Source organism: Sulfurospirillum cavolei (genome assembly GCF_001548055.1).
Lineage (GTDB): Bacteria > Campylobacterota > Campylobacteria > Campylobacterales > Sulfurospirillaceae > Sulfurospirillum.
On sequence record NZ_AP014724.1, the window covers coordinates 816,453 to 840,545 of the forward strand.

A 24,093-nucleotide genomic window follows, 5' to 3' on the forward strand; every position below is an offset into this window, starting at 1 on the left:
AATTAAGATGCAGTACAATCCTTTAGAAATTGAAAAAAAATGGCAAGATCGCTGGCATGCGACGAATGCATTCGAACCCCATAGCGATTTTACGCAAAAGAAAAAATACATTTTAAGCATGTTTCCCTATCCCAGCGGTCGGATTCATATGGGGCACGTACGCAACTATACGATCGGCGATGCGATTGCAAGGCATTATCGTAAAAACGGCTTTAACGTTTTACACCCGATCGGTTGGGACAGTTTTGGAATGCCCGCCGAAAATGCGGCAATTAAGCACAAAGTTCACCCTAAAAAGTGGACGTACGAAAATATCGACTATATGCGTAAAGAGCTCTCCTCTTTGGGACTTTCGTTTTCCGCCAAACGCGAATTTGCCGCAAGCGATCCTTTGTACACGAAGCATGAACAGCGTATCTTTATCGAAATGTTCACTAAAGGCTTGGTTTATCAAAAAAACGCCGTTTTAAATTGGTGCAATACATGTCAAACCGTTTTGGCTAACGAACAAGTCGAAGAGGGATGTTGTTGGCGTTGCGACAATCCGGTCGAACAACGCTTGCTTCCGGGCTATTACCTTAAAATTACGCAATACGCGCAAGAATTATTGGACGATTGCGAGAAATTACGCGCAGGTTGGCCGAATCAAGTTTTAACGATGCAGGAAAATTGGATCGGTCGAAGCGAAGGTTTGGAATTTACGTTTGCTTTAACTCCCGAATCCAAGGCAAAATTGGACGGAAAATTTGAAGCGTATAACGTTTTTACGACTCGCCCCGATACGATTTACGGGGTGAGTTATTCTGCCTTGGCACCGGAACATCCGATCGTCAATTATCTGATCGAACATCGGCTTTTAAGCGAAGAAAAAACGGCACAGATTAAAGCGATGCAACGTGTAGGTGCGCGTGAACGCGCCCAATCGGAAAAAGAGGGTGTTAGCTTAGGCATCGACGTGATTCATCCTTTAACGGGGGAAAGCGTTCCTGTTTGGGTTGCCAACTTCGTTTTGATCGAATACGGCGGCGGTGCGGTTATGGCGGTTCCCGCTCATGACGAACGCGACTTCGAATTTGCCAAAAAGTACGATTTAGCGATAATTCAAAGCATTGAAACTGCTTCGCCTTTTGACGGAAGTGCGGCGACATGTGAATACGGTACGCTGGTGAATTCGGGAGAATTTAGCGGGCTGGATTCCAAAAGCGCACAAAAACGCATTATCGCCCGTTTTGAAGAAAAAGGCATCGGTACGAAAGTCGTTAACTATAAATTACGCGATTGGGGTATTAGCCGTCAGCGTTATTGGGGTGCTCCGATTCCGATGGTGCATTGTCCTAAATGCGGGCTCGTTCCCGAAAAATTTGAAAATCTTCCGGTTGCGCTTCCCGACGACGTCGAAATTTCGGGCGAGGGCAATCCTTTAGACAAGCACCCGACGTGGAAATACACGAAGTGTCCCGTATGCGGACACGACGCAACGCGCGAAACCGATACGATGGATACTTTTTTTCAATCCAGTTGGTATTTTTTACGTTACACGTCCGATCCGGCGTTTTGGAGCGACGTACCTTTTGATAAAGAGAGCGTTAATTACTGGATGAACGTCGATCAATACATCGGCGGTATCGAACATGCGATTTTACACCTGTTGTATTCGCGCTTTTTTACCAAAGTGCTTCGCGATTTGGGATACGTGAATTGCGATGAACCGTTTGCCAATCTTTTAACTCAAGGGATGGTGCTTAAAGACGGTTCAAAAATGAGCAAAAGTAAAGGCAATACGGTCGATCCCGATTCGATTATTAAGACCTACGGAGCGGATACGGCACGTCTGTTTATTCTTTTTGCCGCACCGCCTCAAAAAGAGCTTGAGTGGAACGATAGTGCGGTGGAGGGGGCGTTTCGCTTCATCAAACGGTTTGTTCAAAAAAGCGAAAACGTTCGTACATGTAAGGCTTTGCCGAACATCGATCATGCAACTCTTTCCAAAGCATCGCAATACGCACGTAAAAAAGTCTACGAAGCACTTAAAAAATCCAATGAGGTTTTTGAGGGAAGTTACACGTTCAACACTTTAATCGCCGCATGCATGGAAGCTCTCAACGCACTTAGCGAACAAAACGATTCGGACGTTTGGACGGAGGGGTATTTTATCTTGCTCAACCTTTTGGAACCGGTGATCCCGCATACGTGTTGGGAACTTAGCGAAGATCTTTTTACATGTAAAAACTTTACGACGATTGCATTAAAAGAAGAGGTTTTTGTCAGCGATAGTATGATTTTGGCGGTCACGGTTAACGGTAAAAAACGCGCCGAGATTGAAGTGCCTACGAGTATTTCTCAAGAAGAAGCTTTAAAATGCGGCAAAGAGAGTGCGGCAAAATGGCTAGAAGGCATGACGCTTCTCAAAGAAATTTACGTTCCCAATAAATTGATCAATCTGGTGGTAAAGTAGTATGAAACAACTTTTTCTTGGACTTGTCGTTCTCCTATGGCTCGGCGGATGCGGGTATAAACCCTCTTCGTATTATGCCAAAGAGGCTTTAGGCGATACGATTTATGCGGAAGTGAGTATTTCGAGGCAAGACCCAAGAAATAGCGTTTTAATTAACGATGCGATCAACGAAGCAATCGTGAACCGTTTCGGAGCGAAATTGGCAACGAAGGAGCGTGCGGAAACGATCTTGAAAGTGCGTATCGACAGCCTCTCGTTTACACCGACGATTTACGATAAATACGGTTACGTCAATGCCTATAAAACTTCGGTCGTTCTTTCGTTTACGTATGAGGCGAAAGATAACAAGGTGGAAAAACTAACCGCGTCGGGAGAATACGACTTTTTTATCGCAACCAACAGCATTATCTCCGATACGAATCGTTACGAGGCGATTAAAGCGGCGTCAAGCGAAGCTTTGGACGAGTTTATTTCGAAAATTGCGATCAAAGGACTACGCAATGGCAACCACCATCAATGAAATCATTAAAGAGTCTTTAGAGTCCATTAAAGCCGAACATTTAAGCCTTACACCCGATAATTACGCGAAAGTCTTCTGTAAAGTCGCGAAGCAAAAAGGCGTGATCGTCGAAGATTGCCAAAAAGTCGAAAAGTACGTCAAAAAACTCGATGCGACGATTATCGCCGATATGAAACGCTTTAATATCGGCTCGGTGGACGAATTGCTCTCCTTTCTCGTTGCCAAACTCAATCGTGCCAATGAAGGCGATGCGCTCAAAATGGTGAGTGCTTTAGCGTTGTTGACCAAACGCGTTTTGCAGGCGATTACCTTGTTGCATGATGCCAAAGCAACGAACCTTGCTAATGCTTCTTTGGAGCGTTTGGATTTTCACCAAAACCTCCAATCCATTGAGTTAGTCAAAGAAAAATGGTTTGATTTTATTTCCAACTACGACGACAGTTATCTTAAAAAACTCGATGTATTCGGGCATATCTCAAAAGACGATTTGGAGATGATGGTACGAGACGTCTTGCGTTTGCTAAACAAAGACGACAGTTTAGAAATTTACAGAGGGTTGGTTCCTTTGATCGTCGCTTCGCTGTCGCCTTCTATCGCTTCGGGTATGAACGACGAACTTGCCAATATCGGACACGAACTTCGGGCTTCCCCCGAGGCGTTAGGCACGCCTGCGTTTCAAAAGGAGATTAAGCAGTTAATTTCAAAGCGTATTACACTCGATAAAGAAGAAGTTAAAAAGAAAGTTGCCGCGTTGGATAAAATCTTGGATGAAATCAATAAAAAAATCGTTGATTTGATTCAAAGCAGCAATCTTAGTCATCAGCAAGTCAAAACTATTCGTGCCGATTTGCAAAAAATCGATTTTTCGCAAGACGGTTTTGAGAGCGTTCATTCGAAACTTTTGCATATTGCCTCTTCTTTGGAAAACGAAACGCGTTCCTTAAGCGAGAAGATGATGAGCAACCAAGAGACCATTACCAAATTGCAAAGCCGTATCACGAAGCTAGAATCGGCGTTACTGGTCGCTAAGCAAGAGGTTAAAGAAGATTATCTTACGCACGTTGCGACACGTAGAGCGTTATCGAACGAACTTGAGCGCGTCGAAGACGCTTTTATGCGTTATAAGGTCGATTATACGCTCTGTTTTATCGACATCGATCACTTTAAAAACGTAAACGACAACTACGGTCACGAAGCGGGCGACGTTATCCTCTCGACGGTCGGTAAGATTTTACGCAAGTATATCCGTCAGGTTGATTTTGCGGGACGTTACGGCGGCGAGGAGTTCTTGGTTATTTTACCGAGTACCGATTTGGCGCAAGCCATTCATTTCGCGGAAAAAATTCGAAACGTCATCGAGCAATTTAAATTTTTATACAAAAGCGAACGCATTAACGTGACGATCAGTTGCGGCGTCGCACAGCGTTCGCAATACGCCTCCAAAGAAGAAGTCTTAAACGCCGCCGATACGCTTTTGTATAAGGCCAAAGAGTGCGGGCGCAATCAAGTGATGCCTATTTTGTAAATGACGCTTCTTTCTTTTTTAGACCCTAAACCGCTTTCTTACGACGAGATCGACTATGAACGTATGCCAAGAACGTATCGTCGTATTGCATCGCACTTTAAGCTTCCTCGCATCGTTCACGTCGTCGGTACGAACGGTAAAGGAACGACGGGACGCTTTTTAGCACAGATGTTGCGTCATAACGGCTTTCACGTCGGACATTACACTTCGCCGCACATTCTTCGTTTTAACGAGCGAATCTGGATCGACGGATGCGACGTCCAAGATGCGATTTTAGAAGCGTATCATCAAAAACTGCTTTCATGGCTTGATGCACACGAGGCACAGGCTCTTTCGTATTTTGAGTATACGACGCTTTTAGCCATGGCTATTTTTTGCGATTTTTGCGATTACGTCGTTTTAGAGGCGGGGCTTGGCGGTGAGTTTGACGCGACCAACGTTTTTCCTAAAATACTTTCGATTGTAACGCCTATCGGGTACGATCATCAAGATTTTTTAGGCGATACGATCGAAGCGATTGCGACGACAAAGCTCAATAGCATCGCCAACGATTTCGTCTTAGCCGCACAATACGAAGCGAGCGTCGAAGTTCTGGCGCGTCAAAAAGCTCAAAGCTTACATGTCACGATGGTTCAGCCTCGCTTTGACGCAAAAACGTCTGACATGTTAGAAGCGTATATCTCTTCGTATACGAACGCGCCTTTTTTAATCGAAAACTTTAAGACGGCGTTTTGCGCGTTAACCTTTCTTGGGTATGATATAACGTTTGAAAGTTTTTCCATAACGATGTTACAAGGACGCCATCAAAAAATCCTTCCCAACGTCACCTTAGACGTCGGGCATAACGTCATGGCGGCTTTAGCATTGGCGCAAAGCTTTGATGGAAAAAAAGTAGGGCTTATTTATAATTGCTATAAAGATAAAGATTACAGAACGATTTTAAAGCTCTTGGTTCCTATCATCGAAGAGATCTACGTGATTGCGATTCATAGTTCGCGTGCGGTAGATGAAGCACGCTTGTACGAGACGGCGAAAGAATACGGTTTGAAAATCTCCTCGTTTCAAGCGATTGATCCTCAAAAAGAGTATGTCGTTTTCGGCTCTTTTAGTGTTGCCGAGGCATTTTTAAAAGGGATAAAGTGAAAGATAAATTTACGGTTACGATCTCAGACGTTCACGGTTCGCGCCACTTTTTATTGCACCAAGTCATTAAAAAATTTCTTTTGTATTTTACGCTTTTTGTCGCCTTAGTGATTCTTGTCGGCAGTTTCGTCATTCTTTTTCTCATGAAAGAGGTGTCTGCGTTAGAAGCAAAAAAAGAGAGTGCGATTAACGAACGCAATATTTTATTAGCACAAAACGAATCTTTGCAAGAAGAGATTTCGGAAAAGTCGAAAGAGTACGAAGCAATTCGCGATAAAATTAGCAACGTCGAAGAGTTGATCGGTCTAAGAGCTAACGATGAAGATGCACTTGACACGCGTCTTGAAGAGATCGACGTAACCGTTTTACAGCAAAAAACCTTTTTTGACAATATTCCCAGCGGTGACGTGATGGCGTACAGTGAATTTTCTTCGCGTTTTGGATGGCGGGAAAATCCTATTTTGAAGCGTAAAGAGTTTCATGCGGGAACCGATTTACGTGCGCCGGTCGGAACGCCTGTCTTAGCACCGGCGGACGGCGTCGTTAAATTTATTCAGTACAATCAAAACAGCGGTTACGGAAACGTCGTCTCTCTCAGCCATAATTACGGGTTTGAGAGTTATTATGCTCATTTGATGAACAAACCGATCGTCAAAGAGGGGCAGTTCGTGAAAAAAGGGGATATTATTGCCTATTCGGGTAACAGCGGTATGTCCACCGGTCCTCATTTGCATTATGAAATCAAGTTTATAGGGCGTCTTTTAGACCCTGAAACCTTTTTACGTTGGAAAGGGTCTAATTTTACGGAAATCTTTCAAAAGGAGAAGAGAGTCACATGGGAATCTTTGATAAAACTAATCAATGCGCAGTACCCGCTTCCGAAACAACCATCGTAGCAAGCGGCGCAAAAGTCGAGGGTATTTTTCATTGCGAAACACGTTTACATGTCGACGGTGAAATTATCGGTAAAATTCTTTCCGAAAGTATCGTGACGATCGGTAAACAAGGAAAGGTGAGCGGCGAAATCCACGCAAGTCGGCTGATTATCAACGGACTTTTCGAGGGCAATGCCGATTGCGACAACGTCGAAGTCTTAGAAGGCGGAAAGCTTTTGGGTAAAGTGGTTTCTAAAGAGCTGATTATTGAAGCGAAAGCTATTTTTGAAGGCGAGAGTAAGATTAAAACCGCAAGCGAAGAAGCACCCAAGCTCTCCTACGAAGGATAAAGGAATTTTTTGTTACAAGCCTCGTGTTACGAATTTTTAATATCCAAACCGGATACTCAACTCATCGGCGTCAAAGGCGATAAAGAGGCATTTTTAGCCTGCGAAGTCGCACTTTACGTCGGATATAAAGCGTACGTACTTCCCGATCTTCGGGCCAATAGCGGCGATGACTTACTCTCGTTTCACGACGAGATGTTCGTTTTGCTTCGAACCTTGCAGGCGTTTTATCAAGACGCTTCGTCGAAAAAAATGCTGATTGCACCGATTCGAACGCTTTTGACGCCGCTTCCCAAACCTGAAATCTTTCAAACCTTACATGTAGAATTCGGCTCCCGCCTTGAGCTAGACGTGTTTCGAGAAACAATGTTTTATTGGGGATACCGTTTTGTCGACGTGGTGCAAGGTAAAGGCGAAATTTCCGTACGCGGCGATATTATCGATCTTTTTCCTCCCGATCAAGACTATGCCGTGCGTATTTGCCTCTTCGACGATGAAATCGAAAGCCTTCGTTTTTTTGATTGTGAGACGCAAAAGAGCGATAAAGAAGAGCTTGAAAGCCTGAGGATTATTCCGGCTTTGTTTGCGCTCGATCAAACGCGCTACGAAACGATGGAGAAGCGTATAGAGCATCTCAAAAGCGATAGTTTTACCAAAGATATGCATTCGCTAGGCTTATGGGTCTTGGGTGAGTATGCCGATAATTACGTGACGCGTTTTCGTATCCGCTTGGCAGGCGATATAGACGATGAACTTGAAGAGATTGCTTTGTTTAACGAAGAAGAAGCTGCATCGTTACGTGCATTGCCGAAAATTCCCGAGGCAACGCGTTTTAGGGATATTGATATCGCTACGAGCAATCTTAAAACGTTTTTAGAGCTACATCGCGCTAAGAAAATTACGCTTCTTGCCAAAAACGAGCTTCTCTTGCGGATGGCGGAACTCGATTCTTTGCAGACGAAATTTACCGAGAGCGAACGCATCGTCACGATTATGAGTCAAGACGAGGTTATTCTTTCGCTCAATAAACCCGTCGTCAAAGTCAAACGAAAGCGTGCAAATTTCGTACTCGACGAACTGAAAATCGGTGATTACGTGGTGCATGAACACTACGGTATCGGTATTTTTAGAGGTTTGACGCCCATTAGCGTTTTAGGGGCAACGAAAGATTTCGTGCTCATTGAATACCTCGGCGACGACAAATTATTGTTGCCGGTCGAAAACCTCCACGTCATCGATCGTTACATCGGCGAAAGCGGCGGTTTAATCAGTGTCGATCGTTTAGGCAAAGGCAGCTTCCAAAAGCTTAAAGCAAAAACCCAAGAGCGTTTGATGGAGATCGCAAGTGAGATTATTGCGATTGCCGCAAAACGCGAGATGATCGACGCCTTAGATATTGAAAGCTCCGCAGAAGCCTTGGCGGCATTTCAAGACGATGCCGGATTCGTCTATACCGAAGATCAAAAACGTACGATTAGCGAGATTTTAAACGACTTGCACAGCGGTAAAATGATGGATCGGCTTCTAAGCGGCGATGTGGGATTCGGAAAAACCGAAGTCGCGATGAATGCTATTTTCGCAACCGTTCAAAAAGGGTATCAAGCTTTGTTAATCGCGCCGACGACGCTTTTATGTTCGCAACATTTCAAAAGTCTTTCAACGCGTTTTTCAAAATACGGCATTCGCGTCGCGCAACTCGATCGCTTTACCACGCCGGCACAAAAACAAACGATTCTCAAAGGGCTTAAAGACGGAAGCTTACATGTATGTGTTGGAACGCATGCCCTTTTTGACGTGGAATTGCACAATCCTGCGCTCATCGTCGTGGACGAAGAGCATAAATTCGGCGTGAAACAAAAAGAAAAACTCAAAAATTTCCGCGAAAACGTGCATATTCTCTCGATGAGCGCGACACCGATTCCCAGAAGCCTCAATATGGCACTCAGTTCCATCAAACAGTATTCGCAACTGCTCACACCTCCGAACGATCGCGAAGACGTGCGTACGTTTGTTAAAGAGTATGACGAAAAAGTGATTAAAGAGGCAATTTTACGAGAGTTGCGACGCGGCGGTCAGGTCTTTTTCGTTCACAACCGCATTGCGACGATCGAAGACAAACGCAAAGCTTTGCAACGTATGATGCCGCATCTGCGCATTTTAACGTTACACTCCGAAATTAGCGCGAGCGTGACCGAAAAAGAGATGCTTCGTTTCGAAGAAAAAGCGTACGACGTATTGCTTTCGACCTCAATTATCGAGTCTGGAATTCATATTCCCAACGTCAATACGATTATGATCGATTCGGCCGATCATTTCGGTATGGCGGATTTGCATCAGCTGCGCGGACGTGTAGGGCGAGGCAAACGACAAGGCTTTTGCTACTTTTTAGTCAAAAACAAAGAAGAACTTTCCGAAGCCGCCAAAAAACGTTTAATCGCATTGGAATCCAATTCGTATTTGGGAAGCGGCTCGATTTTGGCATATCATGACCTTGAAATCCGCGGCGGAGGCAATCTCGTCGGCGAAGCACAAAGCGGGCACATCAAACATATCGGCTACGCGTTATACCTAAAAATGCTCGAGGACGCCATCAACGCCTTACTCGGTAAAGCACCGGTCGCCCATCGCGAAGTCGATATTAAGCTCTCTATAAACGCTTTTATCAGTGAGCAGTATATTTTTGAAGAACGCGTGAGATTGGAACTCTACCGAAGGTTGAGTCGATGCCAAAACGTTCAAGAACTCTTCTTAATCGAAGAGGAGATGTTGGACCGTTTCGGTAAGTTAGACGTTACGACACGACAGTTTTTACAGCTAATCGAAATCAAGATCTTAGCGGCGCAAAAAAGCATTAGTTTGATTTCCAATTACCACCAAATGATTACGATCAAATACGAAACCGAGCAAAAAACGACGCTTCAGTCGCGAAGTCGCGACGATGACGATGTTATTGCTTGCGTGTTGACGTATTTAAAGCAAACGCCATGACGATAGGTTTCATCGGCGATATCGTCGGTCGCCCCGGACGTTCGATGATCGAGACGCATCTGAAAAAAATTCGCCAAGAGTTTGCGCTTGATTACGTGATTGCTAATGCGGAAAATGCCAGTCACGGTTTCGGACTTAATGCACAGCACGCAAACGAGCTTTTCTCTTACGGTGTTAATCTGATTACGGGCGGAAACCATACGTGGGATAAAAAAGAGATTCTTCCGCTTTTAGAGACTTTGCCGATTTTAAGACCGCATAATTATCCCAAAGGCGTTGCGGGTTCGGGTGTTAAAGTCTTACATGTGAATGCCGAACCGATTGCCGTACTCAACATTATGGGTCATTACGGTATGCCGACGCTCAATAATGCCTTTTTGTGTGCGCAAGAGACGATTGATGCGCTTTTGCACGAGGGGATTCGAACGATTATCGTCGATTTTCACGCTGAAGCGACTTCCGAAAAATATGCGATGTTTCACCTCCTTAAAGGCAAAGCGAGTGCCGTTTTCGGAACGCATACGCATGTTGGAACGGACGATTTGCAGATCGACGAAGGAACGTGTTTTGTCAGCGACGTTGGACTGAGCGGGGCACGCGACGGCGTGATCGGCATGGACAAAACCGCACCGCTCAAACGCTTTTTAACGGGGCTTCCCTGTGCCTTGGAACTGCCTAAAAAATGCAAGAAAATTTTTCAAATGGTGATTGTGAAGATCGAAGAAGGAAGATGCGTCGACGCGTTTAAAGTGCGTATTTTCGACGATCAAGAACGTCACATTGTAAAGGCGATTTATGAACGATAGTTTGGAACTCTTACGTGCGTTAAAAAATGCGGGTTATCCGAAATCGGCTCGCGATCCTTTTTGGTGGCCGCGATCGGGGACGTTTTGGGTCGTCGTCGGCGCGATTTTAACCCAGCAGGCCAAATGGGAAAAAGTTGAAAAAAGTATTGAACATCTGGAAACATGCGGCGTCGATTGTTTGGATACTCTGGCTCGACTCGAGATTGAAACCCTAGCCGAATGCATTAAACCGAGTGGCTTTTACAACACCAAAGCTAAAAACCTTCGTGCTTTAGCCAAAGCGATTCTTGAAACGTTTAGTACCTTTGAAACCTTCCAAGCAAACGTGACGCGAGAATGGCTCTTGGCGCAAAAAGGCGTCGGAGAAGAGAGTGCGGATTCTATTTTATGTTATGCCTGTTACCAAGAGGCGTTGGTCGTCGATGCCTATACGGCAAGACTTCTTAATGCTTACGGGTACGATTTTGAAAGCTACGAAGCACTTCAATCGTGGATGCTCGAAGGACTAAGCGATAAGGATGCACTGCGACGATTGTATGCCAAAGAGATATCTTTGCACGAACTCTATGCGCGCTTTCATGGAAAAATCGTAGAATATTGTAAGGAAAACAGTCGAGGAAAAGTCGTAGATGTAGAGCGTTTGGGCCTTTAAGCCCAAACGAATCGATTAAAGGCTGTGCTCTTTTTTATACGCAAGAATCATGGCGTACGCTTCGTCTTTAAGTTTGAGTTTTTCTTTTTTAAGTGCATCAAGCTCGGCATCGCTGATATGATCTCTGCCCGCATCGGCATCGGCAATTTTTTGGTCGAGCTCGTTATGTCGTTCAAAAATTTTTGCAAAGTGGGCGTTGTCCAATTTTAATTTTGAGATAATATCTCGGTACTCGTGTAGCATGGCTTCTCCTTTTATATTTGTTTTATTTTACCTAAAAGTACTTAATCTTAGGGCTACGTTCTGTAATCCGCATTGATTTCGACGTAACGGTGTCCCAAATCGCACCCGTAAGCGGTAAAAGAACCGTCCGCGATTCCCAGTTCGCAACGGATACGAAACGATGCTTTTTTCATCACTTCCGCCGCTTTTTTTTCCGTTTGTTCGTCGAGGGAACGCTGATCTTTCGAATAAATTAAAATGTCGTCGTAGTGAATAACTAACGTTTCCTCGCTACATGTAATGCCGCTTGCTCCGATCGTCGACGCAATACGCCCCCAATTCGGATCTTCGCCGAAAAGTGCGGTTTTGACTAAAAGCGAATTACTAAGTGCTTTCGCCGCACGTTCGGCTTCTTCGTCGTTTTGAGCACCGCTAACTTCAAATGCAACCACTTTCGTAGAGCCTTCTCCGTCTCGAACTAACATTAAACTTAACTCTTGCGTGATACGTTTGAGAGCTTCGTTAAACGCTTCTTTTTCGTAAACGCCGCTTTTGCGAGAACTTAAAAGTAAAACCGTATCGTTAGTCGACGTGTCTCCGTCCACGCTCACCGCATTAAACGATGCTTGTACGGCCGGCAATAACAAAGCATCCATATCGGCTTTGGGAATGGCCGCATCGGTTAAAATGAAACAAAGCATCGTCGCCATCGCGGGATTAATCATACCCGCACCTTTACAAATGGCGGCGATATGAAAGAAGCTTCCGTCTTCTAGAATGACTTTAAGGCATAGCTCTTTTTTAAACGAGTCGGTGGTCATAATCGCCGATGCCGTCGAATGCGAATCTTTTGCGTTAAAGTCGAATTTTTCAAATGCGAGTGCCATTTTATCGACATTGAGACGATAGCCGATAACGCCCGTCGAACTCATAATAGGATGGTGCAACTTCGGAAAAAGCGTTTGAAGTTTGGCAAACAAGGTATCGATGTCTTCGATTCCTTTTTCTCCCGTCATCGCGTTGGCATTTTTGGCGTTCATTAAAATAAAGTTGGTTTGAAAGCCTTTGGGATAACGTAAGAAATGTTTAATAGGCGCGGCTTGAAAGACGTTACTCGTAAAAATACCGCTAACGTCGCACGGTTCGTCGGTGCGAATAAACGCGACGTCCTCTTTTTGGTTAGGTTTAAAACCCGCATGAACGCCTTGGCAAAAAAAGCCTTCAACGTTATCCAATCCGTTTTGAACAGGAAGCAGTGTAAACATCGGTAAATCCTTTTGGATTTTTATAAAGTGTCGTGAAAGAAAGGGACGAAAAAGTAAAGGTAAAATTTCCCCGTAAACGGAGAAATTTTAGCCGTTTTTCTTCATGGTACGAAGTGTCGAAGCAGCAATTCTAATTTTCTTAGTCGTTCCGTCTTCAAGCGTCACACGGACGGTTCTTAAGTTTGGAAGGAATCTTCTTTTAGTTTTGTTGTTCGCATGGCTTACGTTGTTACCAACCATAGGGCCTTTACCCGTAATAGCGCATTTTCTTGCCATATCGATATCCTTAGAAATTTTTTGTCGTGAATTTTACACTAAAAAAGCAAAAGAACTACTTAATTTAGTGAGCCGAAGATTATAGCAAAATTTTTATAAATTTAGGTACAATTTTACTTTAAAAGTTTTGACGAACGGACGGCACGCTTTTGAAAGTGAAACGTTGAAAGCGACGTGAAGATCGGGTAATCTTAATATTAATAGAGTATACCCGCGTACCTTCGGTGTTTTTATTTTTTTCATAAAGGTTTTGAGAATGTTAGTGGCTCCGAGTATCCTTTCTGCTGATTTTGGAAAGTTAAACGATGAGATAACGGCAATTTGTACGGCAGGATGCGATTTGGTGCATGTCGATGTGATGGACGGGCATTTCGTGCCTAACTTAACGATAGGTCCCGTCGTTGTTAATGCCGTAGCTAAGGTGGCGACTAAGCCTTTGGATATTCATTTGATGGTGGAAAACAATCCGTTTTTTGTCGATTTGTTTGCTCCTTTAAAACCTCGATACCTTTCGTTTCATATCGAAGAAGAGAAACATCCGCATCGTTTGATTCAAAAAATTCGGGATTTGGGAATTTCTCCGGCAATCGTGCTCAATCCGCACACGCCGCCTTCTTTGATCGAGTATTTGCTCGAAGATTTGGATATGGTGCTTTTAATGAGCGTCAATCCCGGATTTGGGGGTCAAAAATTTATTCCGAGCGTTTTGGAGAAAGCTTTGATCTTAAAAGAGATGATTTTAAAACGAAATGCCAAAACGTTGATAGAAGTGGACGGCGGCGTTAACGATACGAACGTCAAGGCTTTAGCCGATGCGGGTGTCGACATCGTCGTTGCGGGCAATTACGTTTTTGGCTCCGATCATTATAAAAACGCGATCGATTCTTTAAAAGTCTAAGAATGTGGGTTAAAATTTGCGGTATTACCAACCTTGAAGACGCACGATGTGCAATCGATGCGCAAGCCGATGCGCTTGGCTTTGTTTTTTATTCGAAATCTCCGCGTTATATTTGCCCCGAAGAGGCTCAAGCGATTGCGCAAATGCTGCCTTTACATGTACAAAAAATCGGCCTCTTCGTCGACGTTACGCCTGAAGAGATCAATCTGACATGTCAGCAGGCGCGGATGGATACGGCACAGATCCATTTTGATGTAGATGATGCGTTTTTAAGTGCCTTACATGTACCGTATGTACGCGTCGTTCGTGCAAAAAATCCCTCCGACGTGATGCGCTATGAAGGTTCGATTCGCTTGGTAGACGCCTATGTGGACGATTACGGCGGAGCGGGCAAGCGGATCGATCTTTCGTGGTTTGAGAATGCCGATAGAAAAAATATTATTTTAGCCGGCGGTTTAAGCCCTGAAAATATCGAACATGTGAAAGCCTTAGGCTTTTACGGCGCGGATGTCAGCAGCGGCGTCGAAAAAAGCAAAGGCATCAAAGATCATGCCAAAATCCGAGCATTTCTTCAGAAGGCAAAAGCGTGAGGCCTTTGGATACGTACATTACGAAAATGGTGCAAAAGCCGGTCTTTCATAAAGAATTTTTTTCCAAAATGCGTACCTTCAAAGAGTTGGAGCATATCGACGTCGAAGACGTGAACATGTTAAAGCTTTTAGGACTTCCTTTGATCAAATACTCCAACTATGCGTTTAGTTTAGAAACCGTCGACACAAGCATCGCCGCGGGAAAATTTTGCGTCGTGGACATCGAGGCGAACGGGAGCAAGCCGAGTCTGCATCAAATTATCGAAATCGGGGCGGTGATGATCGAAAACGGCGTGGTCGTTGCCGAATTTTCTTCCCTTGCTAAAGCAGACGTATTGCCTGAAAGCATCGAACAATTAACGGGCATTACGCTCGAAGAGCTTCAAAAAGCCCCGCCGTTGCGCCAAGTGCTTGAGTCGTTTCGACTTTTTTTAAAAGATGCGGTTTTTGTTGCGCATAACGTAAATTTTGACTACTATTTTATTTCATATGCGCTCGAACAAGCCGGATTTGGACCTTTACTCAACCGAAAGCTTGATACGATAGAGCTTTCCCGCAAATGTATCGAAGCGCCGAAATACGGATTGGGTGCTTTGACGGAGTATTTGGGGATCGGTTTTGAGCATCACCATCGCGCACTTTGCGATGCTAAAGCGACGGCGGAAGTGTTTTTTAAAGCATTGGAAAAACTACCTGAATCGGTTCAAACCGTCGAAGAACTCATCGCTTTTACAAAACCGCAACATCCGAAAAAACGCAAAAAAGAGAAAGACGCGTCGTTTAAATCGAGTACAACGCTTTAAAACGAACGTAATTTTCTGCCGATCGAAGTAACGAGTCAATCTCGTGCTCGTTTAATTCACGCACGAATTTTGCGGGATTTCCCATAATGAGCGAACGCGGAGGAAAGACTTTGTTTTTCGTGACGAGCGATCCGGCTCCGACGATCGACGATTCGCCGATGATCGCACCGTCGAGAATCGTCGCACTCATTCCGATTAAACAGTTGTTTTCGATCAAACAGCCGTGTAGCATAACGCGATGGCCGATCGTGACGTTATCGCCGATGAGAGTTTCAAATCCGTCTCCTCTGTCCTCTCGCGTGTAATGCGTCACGTGAATCATACTTAAATCTTGAATGTTCGTATTGCGCCCGATGCGAATGCGATTCACGTCGCCTCGAATGACGCAGCCAAACCATACGGAGCTATTTTCCCCGATGCAAACGTCGCCGATGACGTCCGCGCTCGGAGCAAGAAAGACGCTTTCGTGAATGCGAGGCGTCACTCCTTGAAATGCGATGAGCACGCTTAGCTCTCTTTAAAAAGACGTTTGACCAACTTCTCGGCTCTGTGCGTACTGTCTTTCTTTTGCGCTTTGTAGATTTTGTTCATATAATCTTCTAAAATCGTATGGTTATTGATCGATTTTTCATCGCCGCTGACGGCTTGCGTGTATTCTCCGTTGCTTCCTAGATTCCAGCTTAAAGCATTGTCGTTGAGCTGCAATTGTAAAATTTCGAAGAGTTTTTGTTGCAAAGCTTTATCGAAAATCGGCGTCATCAGCTCCAAGCGTCGCTCTAAGTTTCGAGGCATCCAATCCGCACTTGAAATAAACGTCGTGGTCGGCTCGGCATTTTTAAAATAAAAAATGCGCGCATGCTCCAAATATTTACCGACGATCGATTTGACGCGAATCGTTTCGCTCACACCTGCAATGCCGGGACGCAAACAACAAATACCTCGGGCAATAATATCGATCTGAACGCCCGCCATCGATGCTTCATACAAGGCTTGAATCACGTCCGGATCGACCAAGGAGTTCATTTTAGCAATGATACGGCCTTCCGTGCCGAATTTAGCTTCATTGTGGATCAAGCTGACGACTTTAGGTTTGATTTGCGTCGGAGACATCGAAAGCGTTTGAAGCTTTTTGTATTTGGAAAAACCCGAGAGAATATGAAAAAACGTCGTACCGTCTTTCGCAAAATCTTCTTTACATGTAAAAAAACTGGTGTCGGTATAGACTTTAGCGGTAGCTCCGTTGTAGTTTCCGGTACTCAAATGCATGTAAAACTTGAGCTTTCCGTCTTCTTCTTGGCGAATGACTTGCGCGATTTTCGCATGGACTTTAAAACCCGTAATGCCGTAAACCACATGTGCGCCGGCTTGCTCTAACGCTTTAGCCCAATGCAAGTTGTTCTCTTCGTCGAAACGTGCTTTGAGTTCCACGACGGCGGTGACTTGTTTTCCCTCGTTTGCCGCATCGATCAAGGCTTGAACGATTTGAGAGTTCTTCTCCACGCGATAGAGCGTCATGCGAATAGAGATCACTTTAGGGTCTTTAGACGCCTCTTTGATCAGCTTTAAGACTGGATCGAAACTTTCGTACGGGTGAAACAGTAACACGTCGCCTTTATCGATAACTTTGAAAACCGATTCGTTGCTGTCAAAAGGCGGTAAAACTTTGGGATTGTACGGCGGTAACGCGAGATGCGAAAAGTCTTTGTTGCCGACGATTTGCCATAGCGCCCCTAAATTGAGCGGAATTTTATAGGTATAAATGTCTTTGAAAAAGATTTGCATGTGCGAATTTAAAAACTCTAAAATATCCGGATCGGCACCTTCTTCGATATTGAGGCGTACGAACGCTCCTTTACGTCTGAGTTTTAGTCCTTGCTCCATAATCATCATAAAGTCGTCGGCTTCCTCTTCCTCGATGACCATATCGGCGTTGCGCGTTACGCGAAATGCTGCGGAAGCGACCAGTTTATAGCCGGGGAAAATCTCTTCGACATGCTTTTTAACGATCGATTCGATCGGAACGTAAGTGTTTTCGCCCGCTTGGAAAAAACGAGGCAGAACACGGGGAATGCGTATCATGCCGTATTTGTAGTTCCCTTCTTCTTCACTCTCTCCGTCTTGAAGTTTGACCGCCAACGAAAAGCTTAGGTTGTTGAGGTGCGGAAACGGATGGGTCGCATTGACGGCGATAGGAACGATGACGGGCAGGATATTGGAAAAGAAATAGTCGTTCGCCAAACGTGCTAACACAGGACCTAATTCATGGTAGTTCTTGATGTAGAGATTCTCTTTTTCCAAGTCGGCGACGATCTCTTCGTAACTGCTTTGAATCACCTCCTTTTCGCTTGCGAGGTAGGCTCGGATTTCGCGTAACTGATCGAGGGGCGTTTTTTGATCGGCTCCCGTTTCGATGACTCCGGCACTAAAAAGCTGTTTAAGTCCCGCCACGCGAATCATGTAAAATTCATCGAGGTTGGTAGCGTAAATCGCCAAAAATTTGAGTCGTTCAAACAGAGGCAACTCTTTTTTCATCGATTGGGAGAGGACTCTGGTGTTAAATTTGAGCCATGAAAGCTCGCGATTGAGATATAAGCTAGAGTCGTTTAAATCAGGCACGTCTTATCCTTTCTAAAAAGTGGGGATATTTTATCGAAAAAAGGTTATAAAAAGGTAACGGGTTTTAAGCATTGTTTGAAAAAGCGGGACTCTCTTCGTTAGAAACGGAGAGATAACTCTCTTGCGGTTTAGCGAGAAGTTCGGCTTGTTTGGTTCGTGAAATTTCAAGTCGGGCTTGCATTTCTAAGATAGAAGCGGTAGAAGCCACTTGGTAATCGGTAGAGCTAGGATCGCTCGGTGCAAGAGCGGCAGCGCGTATCGTTTGCATTTTCACGATAGTTTCTTCCGGTGTGGCGCCTTCGGAAGCATCGATGCCGACTTCGCCTGCTACGGCATAAAGTGCATTGTCAGGACCTTCTTGATACGTAAAATTCGCACCGCTTGTAATGACGCCTCCGCCTGCGGCAATATGGGCATTTTCATGTGCTCTTACTTTTGTATCGGTCGATTGAAGTTGGAGCACTAAGGCTTGTTCGGACGCCGTTAAATTTACAGATACTTTTGAGTTTGTTGGAGAAGAAGATGTCGATGTTCCGGACGAAGATGCGGTGTTGATACGGGTAGACGATGCATTCAAAAAACTACCGATGAGCATTGAACACTCCTAAAGTGATCTATTATAACGCATTTTGGTCGGAATGTATGCGAAATTAATACAAGTGATCCTGAAGTGTTACGCCTTTTTCAGTTTTTCGATTTGGTCGCGCAATTTAGCGGCTTTTTCAAACTCTAAAATCTTGGCCGCTTCCATCATCGCTTTGGTCAATTCGGCGATAATTTTTTTCTTTTGTGACGGCGGAATCTTTTCCGTTTTCGAATAAACGTTGTAGAGCTCGGCTTGCTCTTCGAGTTTAAGATTTTCATCCATTTTGCGCGTCGTACTATGCGGGGTAATGCCGTGTTTTTGGTTGAAGGCTTCTTGAAGGGCACGTCTTCGCATCGTCGTTTCAATCGCTTTTTGCATCGAATCGGTAATCTTTTCCGCAAACATCAAAACCCGACCGTTGACATTACGTGCGGCACGTCCCATCGTTTGGATCAAGCTCGTTTCGGAGCGTAAAAAACCCTCTTTATCGGCGTCCAAAATCGCGACCAAAGAGACTTCGGGTAGATCCAGCCCCTCCCGCAAAAGGTTGATGCCCACTAAGACGTCGAATTCGCCGTTACGCAGTGCGCGAATGATTTGATTGCGTTCGATTGCGTCGATTTCCGAGTGCATGTATTTGATTTTGATGCCAAGATCGGCGTAGTAGCGCGTGAGCTCTTCCGCCATCTTTTTGGTCAGAACGGTCACGAGCACTTTTTCGTCTTTACATGTCACTTTTTTGATCTCGTCGTAGAGCGTTTCGACTTGATGTTTGCTGCTTAAAATCTCTACTTCGGGATCTAAAAGTCCCGTCGGACGGATAATCTGTTCAGCGGTATTTTCGCCGCTGAGTTCTAACTCCAACTCTTTGGGCGTGGCACTCACGAACAAATAGCGCGGTGCTTTGCGAATAAATTCGTCGAACATCAACGGACGGTTGTCCAAAGCACTCGGAAGCCTAAAACCGTACTCTACCAAAACTTCTTTGCGACTGCGATCTCCTGCAAACATACCGCGAAATTGCGGCAGACTGACATGGGATTCGTCAACGATGACGAGGTACTCTTCGTTCATGGCTTCGAAGTAATCGAAAAGCGAGTAGGGCGTGCCGCCCGCTTCGATGCCGGTAAGATAGCGCGCATAGTTTTCGATGCCTTTGCACATGCCCGTACTTTGGAGCATTTCAAGATCAAATTCGACACGTTGTTTGAGGCGTTGGTATTCGACCAGTTTGCCCTCTTGTTTCAAAAACGCCAAACGCTCTTCGAGCTCTGTTTCGATCTGTTTAATCGCAAGTTGAAGGCGTTCGTGTCCGACGATAAATTGATTGGCGGCGTAGATAACGACTTTGGCGAGGGATTGTCTTTTTTGATTGAGCAAAACGTCAAAATAGTAGATGCTCTCGACCTCGTCGCCGAAAAATTCAACCCGTATCGCCTCTTCTTCGTTGTAGGCGGGATAAATATCGACGATGTCGCCGTTGACCCTGAAACAGCCCCGATCGAAATAGACGTCGTTGCGTTTATAGCCCATATCGACCAAGCGTAAGAGCAGGGTTTTTTGGTTGATCGAAACCCCTTTTTCGATGATTTGCACCATTTTTTTGTATTCGTGCGGATTGCCCAATCCGTAGTTGGCGGAGACCGAGGCGACGCAAATGACGTCGCGATACGAAAGCAACGAAGCGGTGGCACTGAGACGCAACCTCTCAAGCTCTTCGTTGATCGAACTGTCTTTCTCGATGAAAAGATCGCTTCGCGGAATATAGGCTTCGGGCTGATAATAATCGTAATAACTGATGAAATACTCCACGTGGTTTTGAGGGAAAAACCCCTTAAATTCACTGTAAAGCTGGGCGGCAAGGGTTTTGTTGTGCGTCATAATCAACGTGGGCATTTGAAGCGTTTGAATAATCTGTGCCATCGTGTACGTTTTGCCGCTTCCGGTCACGCCGATGAGCGTTTGGTAACGATTGCCTTTTTGAATAGACGCGCTCAGTTTAGCGATTGCCTCGGGTTGATCGCCGGAGGGTCGGTAGGGACTTTGAATGTGAAAAGGGTTCATATAGACACTTTGGGAATAATTTTGTTACAATTATAGCAAACAGTCCACCATGGAGCCTTAAATGCAAGAGCAAACCATCAACGTTTTAACGCAAAAGATCGGCGAACTTGTCGAAAAATACCAAGAACTTCAAGCGCAAAACGAGTTTTTACGCCAAGAACTCGTCAAAGAAAAGGCTCAAAGCGAAGCCAAAAGCGTACAAATCGCCAAGCTGGAAAACGACTTGATTAGTAAAGACGTCAATGCCGACGACCTTTTGAGCAAAATCGAAGCCGTACTGAAAAAATGAATAAGATTACGATCAGCCTCGGCGGCAAAGACTACGACATCAAGTTGGAAGGCGATTTTGCCGTTCAATTTGAACAAGATTTTAAAGAACGGTTTAAAAATAGAAGCACCATCGATCCTAAAGAGTTACTGTTCGCGTATGTCGGCAAATGCTACGACGCTTTTATGTTGGAAAACGAAATCGCGCAATTGGTACGAAAGTTAGACGAGCTTTAAGTTAGACTTTACGTTCCTTTCATTATAATCCTAACAATTGTCAATAAGTGTATTGGCAAACACCATAACAAGGAGTTTTCATGAGAAAAGGTTTCACGATGATCGAATTGATCTTCGTCATTGTTATTTTAGGTATCTTGGCGGCAGTGGCTATTCCAAGATTGACGGCAACTAGAGATGATGCAACAGCTTCAAAACTTGCTGCAAATCTTTCAACTTTGGTATCAGATGCAGGGTCATATTATACTGCAAAGGGTAATACATCATGGAATGCCGCTAAAGCAACTGACGTTACAAATGTTGAGTTACAAACGGCGGCAAATGCTATGACTGCTGCTACAGATGCAACAACTTTTGTTGGAACTACACTTTATTTAAATGCTGATGCTACTCATAGTTGTTTTACAATTACTACTACATCAGATGGTAATATGACAGTAGCTACTGGTGCTCAAACTACTGGTGCATGTGAAGGTGCTCAAACGACTGCTGCGAATCTTATTAAAACGTATAGTTTTGGCGGTACAGGTATTACAAGGTAATTTTGAAAGAGAGTAACTATATGTTACTCTCTTTAAATTGAAATGATTAAAATTTATTAAGAAGAAAATAATTATTATGAAAAATGCTTTTACGATGATTGAACTTGTTTTCGTTATCGTCATTTTAGGTATTTTGGCAGCTGTTGCAATTCCAAGACTTGCGGTAACGCGCGATGATGCGATGATCGCAAGAGGCAAGGCTCAAGTCGCGGCGATTCGTAGCGGCATTGCGATGCAACGATCTCGAAATATGCTACAAGGAAACGCGCAAGCCAACGGTTTTTCTCCTTCAAATCTTGATGCTATCGCAGCGGAAAGTAATGACGGCGACAATCTTTTTTTTACCGCCGCGGGCAATGCGGCTAATATTTTGGAATATCCCATTATCTCGACAGCAGGTAGCGATGGACAGTGGGTAAAAACAGGTGTCAATGCATACGCATTTAGAGTCATGGGCGTTGCTCATCCGTTTGCGTACAATAACGCTACGGGTGCTTTTACCTGCACGGACGGTACCGATATCTGTACCCAATTAACGCAATAAATGTGTTTTACTACCAAATCTCTCTTTTAAAATCTCCGCTTTCGCCTTTAAGCTATAGCTCCGACGCGCCGCTTGCACGAGGTACGCTGGTAGAAGTGTCGCTTTCGCGTCGAACGATGCGCGGCGTCGTGCTGGAAAGCATTGAAAAACCCTCCTTTACATGTGAGTGCATCGGATCTACATGTGAGCTTTTTTATCCTCCTAAAATCATCGAGCTTGCCCGTTTTATCGCGGAGTATTACGTCTGTTCTTTGGGGGAAGCTTTAGCCTTGTTCATTCCTTACGACGTGCATGCTTCTTGCGACCAGAACGTTCAAACGAGCACGTCGATTGCGCTTTCTTCGGAACAACAAAAAGCGTTGGATTTTATTCAAGAACACCCTTCGTCGTTGCTTTTCGGAGATACGGGAAGCGGTAAAACCGAAATCTATATGAAACTTTTCGAACAGTGCATTGACGAGGGCAAACAAGCGATCTTTTTGCTTCCCGAAATCGGCTTAACGCCGCAAATGAAAGAGCGCTTGAAGAAGCATTTCGGTTCCCATGTCGCCATTTGGCACTCTAAAATCAGCGCGAAGAAAAAAGAGCAGATTTTAAGCGATCTTTCTGAGGGCAAAATCGCCGTCGTGGCGGGAACGCGTTCGGCACTTTTTTTACCGTTTTCGCATTTAGGGGTTATCGTCGTTGACGAAGAACACGACGAAAGCTACAAATCAGGCTCACGTCCGCGTTATAACGCCAAAGACTTGGCACTTTTGTTCGGCCAAAAATTAGGCATTCGCGTGCTTTTGGGTTCGGCGACGCCAAGCCTTGGAAGTTTTCAAAAACTGCCGACGTTTCGACTCAAAGGGACGTTTTTCCCTTCGCAAAGCAGGGTTTTGTACGATGAGGGCGAACACGGCATTTCGTACGTGATGACGCAAGCGATTCAAAACGCGCTGAAAGCACACCGTCAAGTCGTCGTCTTTTTACCGACGCGCGCCAACTTCAAATACGTGACATGTAAGAAGTGCGGCGCGCATATCGAATGTCCGTTTTGCAGCGTTGCGATGAGCTTGCACCATGCCGCAAACGCGTTGAAGTGTCATTACTGCAATTACGCCGAGACGATTCCGAGCGTTTGCCCGACCTGCGGTCACGACGAGATTATCGCCGAACGCTTAGGAACGGCGGAGGTCGCCCAGAAACTCCAAGCACACTTTGAAAGCTTTGTCGTTCAACAGTTCGACCGCGACGTCGTGCGTACCGAAAAGCATTTAAGCGAGATTTTAACGCGTTTTAACGAACATCGCATCGACATTATGGTCGGAACGCAAATGCTCTCCAAAGGGCACGACTACCACGACGTCGGGCTTGCCGTGATTTTAGGAATCGACGCTTTAATGGCTATGAGCGATTTTCGCGCCAGAGAAAAAACGCTGGCGTTGGTCAAACAAATCGCGGGAAGAAGCGGACGTAAAGGTTACGGAGAGGTACTGATTCAAACCAAAAACGCCGTTTTTTTCAAGCGTTATTTAGACGATTTTGAGGCATTTTTACACGAAGAAGCCCAGAGTCGAAAGGGGCTTTATCCGCCGTTTAAAAAGATGCTTCGCTTGATGAGTTCGCATGCCAAAGAGGAAAAAGCCCAAGCGATTATCGAGCACGTCGTAGGTATTGCCGCACACTTTCCAAACGTCGAAGTCGTGGGATTCGGTAAAGCGAATATCGCTAAAATCGCGGGTAAATACCGTTACGAACTTTTGGCAAGAAGCGACTCAAGCAAAGCATTGCTCGAATTTGCCCATGCGCTTCGATCCTTACATGTCGAAGCCGATATGGATCCTCTGTCTTTTTCTTAAAAACAAAAAGTGTATAATCTTTTCTATTAGA

24 protein-coding genes are annotated in these 24,093 nt (G+C 44.9%); 17 read left to right on the forward strand and 7 right to left on the reverse strand.

Going from position 1 to position 24,093, the window contains the following annotated elements:
• Positions 1–7: 7 nt before the first annotated feature.
• The 9 genes from leuS to UCH003_RS04235 are packed head-to-tail and all read left to right on the forward strand — an operon-like array spanning position 8 to position 11,311.
• Entirely contained in the window at positions 8–2,455 is a 2,448-nt protein-coding gene (gene leuS, locus UCH003_RS04195; RefSeq protein ID WP_060825539.1) for a leucine--tRNA ligase, read from the forward strand.
• 1 nt (position 2,456) lies between these two features.
• Positions 2,457–2,975: an LPS assembly lipoprotein LptE gene (gene lptE, locus UCH003_RS04200; RefSeq protein ID WP_060825540.1), complete on the forward strand. Its 519-nt coding sequence runs from the start codon at positions 2,457–2,459 to the stop codon at positions 2,973–2,975.
• The gene (locus UCH003_RS04205) at positions 2,956–4,500 is read left to right on the forward strand and encodes a GGDEF domain-containing protein (RefSeq protein WP_060825541.1); all 1,545 of its coding nucleotides are present in this window, start codon (positions 2,956–2,958) and stop codon (positions 4,498–4,500) included. The genes lptE and UCH003_RS04205 overlap by 20 nt, the downstream gene beginning before the upstream one ends.
• Entirely contained in the window at positions 4,501–5,643 is a 1,143-nt protein-coding gene (locus UCH003_RS04210) for a bifunctional folylpolyglutamate synthase/dihydrofolate synthase (protein WP_060825542.1), read from the forward strand.
• Entirely contained in the window at positions 5,640–6,539 is a 900-nt protein-coding gene (locus UCH003_RS04215) for a M23 family metallopeptidase (protein WP_060825543.1), read from the forward strand. The genes UCH003_RS04210 and UCH003_RS04215 overlap by 4 nt, the downstream gene beginning before the upstream one ends.
• Positions 6,479–6,868 (forward strand): bactofilin family protein, encoded by a 390-nt coding sequence (locus UCH003_RS04220; RefSeq protein WP_060825544.1) that lies wholly within the window; start codon positions 6,479–6,481, stop codon positions 6,866–6,868. Before UCH003_RS04215 ends, UCH003_RS04220 begins: the two co-directional genes overlap by 61 nt.
• 9 nt (positions 6,869–6,877) lie before the next feature.
• Complete coding sequence (gene mfd / locus UCH003_RS04225; RefSeq protein ID WP_060825545.1) at positions 6,878–9,853, forward strand: transcription-repair coupling factor; 2,976 nt, start codon at positions 6,878–6,880, stop codon at positions 9,851–9,853.
• The gene (locus UCH003_RS04230; RefSeq protein ID WP_060825546.1) at positions 9,850–10,659 is read left to right on the forward strand and encodes a TIGR00282 family metallophosphoesterase; all 810 of its coding nucleotides are present in this window, start codon (positions 9,850–9,852) and stop codon (positions 10,657–10,659) included. The genes mfd and UCH003_RS04230 overlap by 4 nt, the downstream gene beginning before the upstream one ends.
• The gene (locus UCH003_RS04235; protein WP_060825547.1) at positions 10,649–11,311 is read left to right on the forward strand and encodes a 3-methyladenine DNA glycosylase; all 663 of its coding nucleotides are present in this window, start codon (positions 10,649–10,651) and stop codon (positions 11,309–11,311) included. The genes UCH003_RS04230 and UCH003_RS04235 overlap by 11 nt, the downstream gene beginning before the upstream one ends.
• A 15-nt stretch (positions 11,312–11,326) precedes the next feature.
• Here UCH003_RS04235 and UCH003_RS04240 read toward each other — a convergent pair whose 3' ends face one another.
• From UCH003_RS04240 to rpmB, 3 genes are all read right to left on the reverse strand, one after another.
• Complete coding sequence (locus UCH003_RS04240; RefSeq protein ID WP_039673112.1) at positions 11,327–11,554, reverse strand: YdcH family protein; 228 nt, start codon at positions 11,552–11,554, stop codon at positions 11,327–11,329.
• Between the two features lie 53 nt (positions 11,555–11,607).
• Positions 11,608–12,798 (reverse strand): bifunctional glutamate N-acetyltransferase/amino-acid acetyltransferase ArgJ, encoded by a 1,191-nt coding sequence (gene argJ, locus UCH003_RS04245; protein WP_060825548.1) that lies wholly within the window; start codon positions 12,796–12,798, stop codon positions 11,608–11,610.
• 87 nt (positions 12,799–12,885) lie between these two features.
• Positions 12,886–13,074 carry a 50S ribosomal protein L28 gene (gene rpmB / locus UCH003_RS04250; RefSeq protein ID WP_060825549.1) on the reverse strand — a complete coding sequence of 63 codons (189 nt, stop codon included), beginning with the start codon at positions 13,072–13,074 and terminating at the stop codon, positions 12,886–12,888.
• A 256-nt stretch (positions 13,075–13,330) separates the two neighbouring features.
• On the opposite strand from rpmB, the gene rpe reads away from it, so the two are divergent.
• The 3 genes from rpe to UCH003_RS04265 are packed head-to-tail and all read left to right on the forward strand — an operon-like array spanning position 13,331 to position 15,365.
• The gene (rpe, locus tag UCH003_RS04255; protein WP_060825550.1) at positions 13,331–13,972 is read left to right on the forward strand and encodes a ribulose-phosphate 3-epimerase; all 642 of its coding nucleotides are present in this window, start codon (positions 13,331–13,333) and stop codon (positions 13,970–13,972) included.
• Between the two features lie 2 nt (positions 13,973–13,974).
• The gene (locus tag UCH003_RS04260) at positions 13,975–14,562 is read left to right on the forward strand and encodes a phosphoribosylanthranilate isomerase (RefSeq protein WP_060825551.1); all 588 of its coding nucleotides are present in this window, start codon (positions 13,975–13,977) and stop codon (positions 14,560–14,562) included.
• Positions 14,559–15,365 (forward strand): 3'-5' exonuclease, encoded by an 807-nt coding sequence (locus UCH003_RS04265; protein WP_082709147.1) that lies wholly within the window; start codon positions 14,559–14,561, stop codon positions 15,363–15,365. Before UCH003_RS04260 ends, UCH003_RS04265 begins: the two co-directional genes overlap by 4 nt.
• On the opposite strand, the gene UCH003_RS04270 is transcribed toward UCH003_RS04265, so the two are convergent.
• The 4 genes from UCH003_RS04270 to uvrB form a co-directional block, all read right to left on the reverse strand.
• On the reverse strand, positions 15,343–15,870 hold the full coding sequence (locus UCH003_RS04270; protein WP_060825552.1) for a gamma carbonic anhydrase family protein: 528 nt from the start codon (positions 15,868–15,870) through the stop codon (positions 15,343–15,345). The genes UCH003_RS04265 and UCH003_RS04270 overlap by 23 nt on opposite strands.
• 2 nt (positions 15,871–15,872) lie before the next feature.
• Entirely contained in the window at positions 15,873–17,981 is a 2,109-nt protein-coding gene (locus tag UCH003_RS04275; protein WP_060825553.1) for an RNA degradosome polyphosphate kinase, read from the reverse strand.
• 64 nt (positions 17,982–18,045) lie between these two features.
• Positions 18,046–18,576 (reverse strand): putative metalloprotease CJM1_0395 family protein, encoded by a 531-nt coding sequence (locus UCH003_RS04280; protein ID WP_060825554.1) that lies wholly within the window; start codon positions 18,574–18,576, stop codon positions 18,046–18,048.
• A gap of 78 nt (positions 18,577–18,654) precedes the next feature.
• Positions 18,655–20,631 carry an excinuclease ABC subunit UvrB gene (gene uvrB / locus UCH003_RS04285; RefSeq protein ID WP_060825555.1) on the reverse strand — a complete coding sequence of 659 codons (1,977 nt, stop codon included), beginning with the start codon at positions 20,629–20,631 and terminating at the stop codon, positions 18,655–18,657.
• A 61-nt stretch (positions 20,632–20,692) separates the two neighbouring features.
• On the opposite strand from uvrB, the gene UCH003_RS04290 reads away from it, so the two are divergent.
• From UCH003_RS04290 to UCH003_RS04310, 5 genes are all read left to right on the forward strand, one after another.
• Positions 20,693–20,920: a hypothetical protein gene (locus UCH003_RS04290; RefSeq protein WP_039673095.1), complete on the forward strand. Its 228-nt coding sequence runs from the start codon at positions 20,693–20,695 to the stop codon at positions 20,918–20,920.
• Positions 20,917–21,135 (forward strand): hypothetical protein, encoded by a 219-nt coding sequence (locus UCH003_RS04295; RefSeq protein WP_039673093.1) that lies wholly within the window; start codon positions 20,917–20,919, stop codon positions 21,133–21,135. Before UCH003_RS04290 ends, UCH003_RS04295 begins: the two co-directional genes overlap by 4 nt.
• 80 nt (positions 21,136–21,215) lie before the next feature.
• Entirely contained in the window at positions 21,216–21,677 is a 462-nt protein-coding gene (locus UCH003_RS04300) for a type II secretion system protein (protein WP_060825556.1), read from the forward strand.
• 76 nt (positions 21,678–21,753) lie between these two features.
• Positions 21,754–22,221: a type II secretion system protein gene (locus tag UCH003_RS13900; protein WP_060825557.1), complete on the forward strand. Its 468-nt coding sequence runs from the start codon at positions 21,754–21,756 to the stop codon at positions 22,219–22,221.
• 2 nt (positions 22,222–22,223) lie between these two features.
• A complete protein-coding gene (locus UCH003_RS04310; protein ID WP_060825558.1) occupies positions 22,224–24,062 on the forward strand; it encodes a primosomal protein N' in 1,839 nt (612 codons plus the stop codon).
• The last annotated feature ends 31 nt before the right edge of the window (positions 24,063–24,093 follow it).